This is a genomic window from Rugamonas sp. (assembly GCF_025354735.1).
Lineage (GTDB): Bacteria > Pseudomonadota > Gammaproteobacteria > Burkholderiales > Burkholderiaceae_D > Rugamonas.
This window is the reverse complement of the sequence record NZ_JANXMI010000149.1, coordinates 1-6,970: the sequence shown is the minus strand read 5'-3', so window position 1 is coordinate 6,970 and position 6,970 is coordinate 1. Positions and strand designations below refer to the sequence as shown.

General features: G+C 65.2%; 7 protein-coding genes and 1 pseudogene. 4 read left to right on the top strand and 4 right to left on the bottom strand.

The genetic code is table 11. The features are described from left to right. Positions 1-153 precede the first annotated feature (153 nt). From arsC to Q0S71_RS12520, 4 genes and pseudogenes are all read left to right on the top strand, one after another. A complete protein-coding gene (gene arsC / locus Q0S71_RS12535; RefSeq protein WP_295995817.1) occupies positions 154-582 on the top strand; it encodes an arsenate reductase (glutaredoxin) in 429 nt (142 codons plus the stop codon). Then, positions 575-1,291: an arsenical resistance protein ArsH gene (gene arsH, locus Q0S71_RS12530; protein WP_295995814.1), complete on the top strand. Its 717-nt coding sequence runs from the start codon at positions 575-577 to the stop codon at positions 1,289-1,291. Before arsC ends, arsH begins: the two co-directional genes overlap by 8 nt. A 23-nt stretch (positions 1,292-1,314) precedes the next feature. Next, a complete protein-coding gene (locus Q0S71_RS12525) occupies positions 1,315-1,827 on the top strand; it encodes an arsinothricin resistance N-acetyltransferase ArsN1 family B (protein ID WP_295995812.1) in 513 nt (170 codons plus the stop codon). Continuing rightward, a pseudogene (locus Q0S71_RS12520) lies at positions 1,828-2,639 on the top strand (efflux RND transporter permease subunit); the annotation flags it as partial. It abuts the gene before it with no gap. Between the two features lie 179 nt (positions 2,640-2,818). On the opposite strand, the gene Q0S71_RS12515 reads toward Q0S71_RS12520, so the two are convergent. The 4 genes from Q0S71_RS12515 to Q0S71_RS12500 form a co-directional block, all read right to left on the bottom strand. Further along, positions 2,819-3,517 (bottom strand): DapH/DapD/GlmU-related protein, encoded by a 699-nt coding sequence (locus tag Q0S71_RS12515; protein ID WP_295995809.1) that lies wholly within the window; start codon positions 3,515-3,517, stop codon positions 2,819-2,821. Positions 3,518-3,532: 15 nt separating this feature from the next. Continuing rightward, the gene (locus Q0S71_RS12510) at positions 3,533-4,906 is read right to left on the bottom strand and encodes a glycosyltransferase family 4 protein (protein WP_295995806.1); all 1,374 of its coding nucleotides are present in this window, start codon (positions 4,904-4,906) and stop codon (positions 3,533-3,535) included. A gap of 51 nt (positions 4,907-4,957) precedes the next feature. Then, positions 4,958-6,316 carry a hypothetical protein gene (locus Q0S71_RS12505; RefSeq protein WP_295995804.1) on the bottom strand — a complete coding sequence of 453 codons (1,359 nt, stop codon included), beginning with the start codon at positions 6,314-6,316 and terminating at the stop codon, positions 4,958-4,960. A gap of 5 nt (positions 6,317-6,321) precedes the next feature. Then, positions 6,322-6,970: outer membrane lipoprotein-sorting protein (locus Q0S71_RS12500; RefSeq protein ID WP_295995801.1), on the bottom strand; the 649-nt coding region annotated here is incomplete at its 5' end.

Here is a 6,970-nt window from a genome sequence, read left to right as displayed (position 1 = left end):
GGTACGACGGTCTTCGCGTTCATGTTCGGCAAACAGGCTGATCCGGGGCTTCATCATTGTGGTATTCATTGGTCGCGGGCTGATGCCAGAATTTTACCGAACCTGCGAACGGCAGGATAGGTTTCTAGAGGTACCCTTAATGGAGAAATTTTTATGACCGTGACCATCTACCATAACCCCGATTGCGGCACGTCGCGCAATACGCTGGGCCTGATTCGCAACGCCGGCATCGAGCCGGTCATTATCGAATACCTGAAGCATCCGCCCGACCAGGCCACGCTGGTCGACCTGATCGTCAAATCCGGCCTGAGCGTCCACGACGCGATCCGCCAGAAGGGCACCCCATATCTGGAGTTGAGGCTGGACTCGCCGTCCAAGACCAAGGTGGAATTGCTTGAAATGATGGTGGCCCATCCGATACTGGTCAACCGCCCGTTCGTGGTGACGCAGCTAGGCGTGCGCTTATGCCGCCCGTCGGAACTGGTGCTCGACATCCTGCCCCAGCCGCAACGTGGCGCTTTCACCAAGGAGGATGGGGAGCGTGTGATCGACGAACACGGGGAGCGTATCAAGCATGGATAAGATTGCGAACCTGCCGAACATTAATCCTGAACAGCTTGACCTGCCGAACGCGACCAAGCTTGCGCAGGTCGGCGATATGGACCATCCTCCGCGTATCCTGATGCTGTACGGCTCGCTGCGCGAGCGTTCGTTCAGCCGCTTCCTGACCGAAGAGGCTGCGCGCATTCTGGAGCACTTCGGCGCCGAGGTGAAGATCTTCGATCCGATGGAGTTGCCGATGGCCGGCAGCGTGTCCGAGGACCATCCCAAGGTTGTCGAGTTACGCGAACTGTGTCTGTGGTCCGAGGGCCAGGTCTGGTGCAGCCCGGAGCGCCACGGCGCCATCACAGCCGTAATGAAAAACCAGATCGACTGGATTCCGCTGGAGATGGGGGCGATTCGCCCAAGCCAGGGCCGCACGCTGGCCGTGATGCAGGTTTGCGGTGGCTCGCAGTCCTTCAACGTGGTCAACACCCTGCGCCTGTTGGGGCGCTGGATGCGGATGTTCACCATCCCGAACCAGTCGTCGGTGCCGATGGCCTACAAGGAATTCGACGAGGAAGGCCGCATGCGCCAATCCGGCTACTACGACCGCGTGGTGGACGTCATGGAAGATCTGTTCAAGATGACGTTGCTGCTGCGTGGCCGGAACGATTATTTGACTGACCGCTATAGTGAGCGGAACGAGCGGTCGATGAAAGCCATCGATCAAGCCATCAAGAAAATTTGAACATTATCGGGAAAGGAACCGACATGCATATTCGCGACGCCGTAGCAGACGATGCCCGAGCCGCTGCGGCGATTTATAACCACTTCATCGTCAACACGACGATCACCTTCGAAGAACAGACTGTCACGGATACTGAAATGGCGCAGCGCATCGCCGATGTGCAGGCCGGCGGCTTACCTTGGCTGGTGGTCGAGGACGATGGCACGGTCGTTGGCTACGCCTACGCCACAAAATGGCGGGTGCGCCACGCCTACCGATTTTCAGTGGAGAGCACGGTTTATCTGGCTCCCGAGTTTGCCGGTAAGGGGCTGGGAACAGCGCTGTACTCGGCATTGCTGAAGAACTTAACCGATAAGGGCTTCCATCTGGTCATAGGCGGCATAGCACAGCCCAATACCGGTAGCGTGGCCCTGCACGAGAAGTTGGGGTTTCAGAAGGTGGCTCAATTCAAAGAGGTCGGGTTTAAATTCGATCGTTGGATTGACGTTGGGTATTGGCAGCTTACGCTCTTACCTCCACTCGATGGCCACAGCTAGGTCCGCATGGGCGAGAGCGCGCGCAACGACGTGGAGGCGCTGCGCCAGCTACCGGTTCTCCACCGGGTGGAGAATTCGTGCCGCTGGGTTCAGTCGCACGTCTGGAGATCGCCAAGGGACCGAGCCAGATCAGCCGCGAAAACGGCAAGCGGCGCGTGGTCGTGCAGGCGAACGTGCGTGGCCGCGATATCGCTAGCGTCGTCAAGGACGCCCAGAACGCCATCGATGCCAAGGTGACGCGTCCGCCCGGTGTCTGGCTGACGTGGGGCGGGCAGTTCGAAAACCTGGAACGCGCACGCCTGCGCCTGGCCGTGGTCGTACCAGCGTGCTTCGTGCTGATCGTGGGCGTGCTGTACTCGGCGGTCGGGTCCTGGCGTGCTACGGCGGTGGTCTTCACCGGCGTGCCGCTGGCCCTGATCGGTGGGGTGCTGGCGCTCTGGCTGCGCGGCCTGCCATTTTCCATCTCCGCTGCGGTGGGCTTTATCGCGCTCTCCGGTGTCGCCGTCTTGAACGGGCTGGTGATGGTGGGGGCGATCGATGAACTGTCGAAGTCGCAGCCGTGGGAAAGCGCGGTATGCGCCGGAGCACTTCGCCGATTGCGACCGGTGTTGATGACGGCACTGGTGACCTCGCTCGGCTTCGTGCCAATGGCTCCGGCCAACGGAGCCGGGGCCGAGGTGCAGCGGCCACTGGCGACCGTGGTGATCGGCGGTTTGATTTCAACAACGCTGCTCACACTTCTGGTGCTACCGGCACTCTATCGTCGGTTCCGCACTCCGCCAGGGCCGAAAAGCGATCAACAAGACGTGTGATTTACCAAGATAGGTCGCCTCGATTTGCAGCTGGCGTCAACCTTTGACGCCAGCTAACTTGCATCACCTTGACCGTCATCATCATTTTTATGACCGTTACCATCTAGTCCCCCCTCAAACTGCGGCACGTCGCGCGATATGGACGATGGCCTTTTCCACCTATGTGCCGATTCCTGGCGTCACCCCACCCTCCCCTCCACCGCGCAGGTCGACGACTTTTCCAATAACAGGCGCGCGGGGCTGCCGCCCCACACCTGCCCGGCGCCGATGCGCGCGCCTTTGCACACCACCGAATTGGCGGCGACGATGGCGTGGTCGCCTATCGTGACGTCGGACAGCAGCACGGCATGGGCGCCTATCGTCACGCCGTCGCCGATGACGATGGGGAAATGCGCCAGACGGCCGCCCTCGATCACGTGCGGCACCAGCAGCGAACTTTCGCCCAGCATGGTGTTGGCGCCGACGCGGACGAACAAGGGATCGCAGATGATGCCGGAGCTGTAGGTGTTCGGTCCCAGTTGCGCGCCCAGCGCCAGGTAGAGCGGCCGCAGCAGGGGGATCGGCAACCAGCCGCCACGCAATAGTGTATTGAACACCATCAGGTAAAACAGGATGTAAACCTGGTAGACGCATTCCTGCAGCGAACCGGATTCGATCTGGCCGGCGCGCAGCGGGATGACGCGCAGCGCCGTCCGATGCAGCATGATCGCGTACAGATGGATCAGCAGCGTGGCCGCCAGCCAGGCGGCCACGCCGTTGAGCAGCGACGGCATCGACAGCGCGGCCAACAGCGCCGCCGCCGCGCGCAGCGTCATCCCGGCCAGCGCGCAGACGACGCACATCAGCGCCATGAACGCGGCCACCGGTCCCTTCCGCATCGGCCGCATCGCGCGTCAGCCCCGGCTCACCAGCGGCTCGGCGGGACGGACGACGGCGACATCGTGCTCGCCGGCCGGCCGCGCCGCCATGCCCATGTGCGCCAGCACGCCGTCGGTCATGCGGTCGACGCTGTAGCGGGCCGCCACGGCGCGCGCGTCGGCCGCCAGCCGGGCGTACAGCGCGCCGTCCTCCAGCAGGCGGCCCAGCTGCAGCGCCAGGTCGCCGCTGTCCCAGGCCCGGAAGCTCAGGCCGCCGGAGCGGCCCTGGTCATGGATCACTTCCGCCACGCCGCCATAGTCGGGCACCAGGGCCGGCGTGCCGTGGCTCATGGCTTCGGCCACCACCAGGCCGAACGGTTCACGGTTGACCGACGGGTAGACCACGCAATGGCTGTGCGCGTACAGCGCCTCGCGCATGGCCGGCGAGACGGTCCCGGCATGGTGGATCGTCAGCCCCAGATGCTGCCCCAGGTAGGTCAGCACCTGCCGATAGGCCTGGCCCTTGGCGGTGGCGCCGCAGACCACCAGTTGCAGCGTCATGTCGCGCTCGATCAGCATGCGCACGGCGTAGAGCAGCAGGTCGATGCCTTTTTCCGTGTCCTGGCGGCCAAGGTAGAGCACGATGGGGATGTCGCGCCGCAGGGTCGGGAACAGCGCCTTGATCGGCTCGAACGACGGTTTGGCGCCACGCTCGGGCAGCTCCACGCCGTTGTACACCACCCGCAGCCGCGCCGGCGAGACGCCGATGTCCTCGACGATGCGGTGCACATAGTCGGCGCTGACGGCGATCGCCGGCCACGGCGACTGCATCAGGGCCGCGTTGAGGCGCTCGCCGAAGCGCTGCGCCAGGCCGATGCGGGCGGCGTGGGCGGCGAATTCCTCGTCGCCCTGGAAGGTCAGCAGGTAGTCGAAACCGGGGCAGTGTTGCTTGGCCTGCAGCGCCAGCGGCCCCAGGGTGCCGAAACTGACCAGCAGGTGGCTGACGCCGTCGGCCGCGATCATGGCGCCGAGGCGGCGCGCCAGCGCCGGGTCGGGCGCGGCGCCGGCGTACAGCGAGCGCACCAGGTTGGCCAGCAGGCGGTCGACATAGCCGGCCCGGCGCTGCACGGCGCGCACCCGCAGCCGCTTGGGCAGCAGGAACAGGGCAGCCCCCAGCGCCCGGTCCAGCCACTCCGACGGCCGCTGGAAGTGGTAGCGGGTGCCGTGGCACAGCATGCGGTGCTCGATGCCGGCGTCGGCCATTTCCTGGCTCGATTCCATCATCCAGTAAATCACCACCTTGAAGCCGCGACGGTGCAGCGCGTTGGCGAGGGTCACGTCGCGCACCGTCGAGCCGAGGTAGTCGCCGCTGCCCATGGTGAGAATAGCGAAGCCGGGAACTTGTTGCATGGAATTCTCCTGATAAGTGCTGCGGTCGGTGAGCGGCGGGTGGCCGTCGGACTAAAAAGTGTAGGACGCGCCGAGGAAGACGGCGCGCTTGGGCAGGGTGCCGAATTCGCTGCCGACGCTGCCGTTCGACAGCGTCGGCGTCAGATACAGCTGCCAGTGTTCGCCCAGTTCGTATTCGATATTGACGCTGGCCTGGTAGGAGCGGTCGTCGGCGTCGCGGATCAGGCGCAGCAGCACGTTGGTGTTGCCGCCGATCTTGGTGTCGACGTACTGCAACAGCTCGTAGCGCCGCCGCAGCAGCGGCAGTTGCGGCTGCACCCACGCGGTGGCGGCGCACAGGATCACCGGCGCGCGCAGGCAGCCGGCGTGGTTGCTGAAGTATTCGGCGGTGACGGTGGCGCCGCCGGCCAGGGTGTAGGCGGCGCCGGCCAGCAGGCGGATGTCGCGCGGCTGGTCGCGCGACAGCGGCACGGTGGACGCCACGCTGCCCTCGCCGTACAGCAGCAGGGCGTCCGACGCGTCCCAGCCGCCGAACGCGCCGAGGCGGCCGGCGTCGTGCTCGCGGTAGGACGCGATCACCGAAAAATAGCGCCCTTCGCCCGTGTAGTCGAGTTTGGCCGCGTAGGTTTTCTGGAACACCGGGCTGGCCAGCGGCTTGCCCGTGAGGGTGTCGACGAAGCGCGTCGCCAGGCCGATGATGCTGACGGCCACGCCCAGCGCGCCGGTGTTGGCGGCCGGGCTGTAGGCGTCGTCCTTGCCGTAGCGGCCGCTGCCCGTGTTGGCGATCAGCGACAGCGTCCACGCGGGCCCGGGGATGGCCACCAGGCGCACATAGTCGAGGCCGGGCAGCTCGATGTTGGGATTGTTCTTGCCGTTGTTCGGGTTGAAGGGATTCGACGCCGACAACAGCGACGCCGGCCCCCATTGCAGATTTTCGCGGGCGTAGACGGCGGTCAGGCGGTCGCCGAAGCGATAGCGCACATAGGCCTCGTTGAGGTACCAGCGATGCCGGCTGTCGCTGCGGTCGTAGCGGTCGCCGAAGGCGGCGTCGGTCTCGGTATGGGTCATGGCCAGGCGCGGCTTGAGGCCCAGTTCGAGCTGGCGGAAGGTCAGGCTGAAATCGGGCCGCAAGTCCAGTTCGTATTCCGAACGGGGTATGTCGAGCAGGTTCAAGTCGCTCTGCGGCTTGCTCAGGCCGTTGTACACGCCGTAGCCGAACACGTTGTAGCGCGAGTAGAAACCGTGGCCGAGCTCCTCGCCCAGGGTGGCGTCGGCGGGCGCCGGCGGCGCGGCGGCCGCTTGCGCCCGCGCGGCTGGCGCGCAGCACCAGCACAGCGCCAGTGCGGCGATCCGGCGCCGCCCGCGGCCGCGGGCCGTGGCGGCCCCGGGTATCGCTGTCCTCGCTCGCATGGGCGTCACCGCATGAACAGGTTGAGGTCGAACACATAGTCGGGCAAGGGCGCGATGCGCGGCTCGCGCAGGTTCAGATAGGTCACCGAGCCGTTCATCAACTCGCCCTGCAGCACGATGCGGGACAGGAAGGGCCGCCGCCGCCCTTCCAGCGCCACGCTGTTGTCGTAGTCCATGGTCGCCGACTTGAATTTTTTGCCGGACACGGTGTAGTACTCGGCCTTCACGCCGACCTGGCGCGCGGCCGAGATCCAGTAGCGGATGCGGTCGTAGGTCTGCTTGTCGCTGCGGGCCTTGAGGTCGAACACCCGGCACGGCTCAGCGCCGACGGCCTCGCCGGGCAGTTCGGTGGCGTCGTAGTTGTCGGCGTAGTTGGTGGCCGCGATGTCGCCGTAGGAGGCGTCGCCCATCAGCTTCTGGCGCTGCGACACCGGCACCGGCTTGCTCAGGCCCTGCTTGTAAAACCACATGCTGGTATTGAGCATGAGCAGCTTGTTGCCCTTGTATTTGGCGGGCGCCTGGCTGATGCCGGCGATGTTGAAGCCGCGCGCCTTGATGTCGTACACCAGCGTGTCGGTGACGCGCTCGTTGTCGACGGTCTCGACCGTCACATTCCAGGCGATGCCGTCGACATTGCCGCGCGCCTCGTCGGCG

What these genes read in the sequence shown, in the direction of transcription:
- arsC (WP_295995817.1), top strand. Translation starts at nt 154, where the DNA reads ATGACCGTGACCATCTACCATAACCCCGATTGCGGCACGTCGCGCAAT.
- arsH (WP_295995814.1), top strand. Translation starts at nt 575, where the DNA reads ATGGATAAGATTGCGAACCTGCCGAACATTAATCCTGAACAGCTTGAC.
- Q0S71_RS12505 (WP_295995804.1), bottom strand. Translation starts at nt 6,316, where the DNA reads ATGCGAGCGAGGACAGCGATACCCGGGGCCGCCACGGCCCGCGGCCGC.
- Q0S71_RS12515 (WP_295995809.1), bottom strand. Translation starts at nt 3,517, where the DNA reads ATGCGGAAGGGACCGGTGGCCGCGTTCATGGCGCTGATGTGCGTCGTC.
- Q0S71_RS12525 (WP_295995812.1), top strand. Translation starts at nt 1,315, where the DNA reads ATGCATATTCGCGACGCCGTAGCAGACGATGCCCGAGCCGCTGCGGCG.
- Q0S71_RS12510 (WP_295995806.1), bottom strand. Translation starts at nt 4,906, where the DNA reads ATGCAACAAGTTCCCGGCTTCGCTATTCTCACCATGGGCAGCGGCGAC.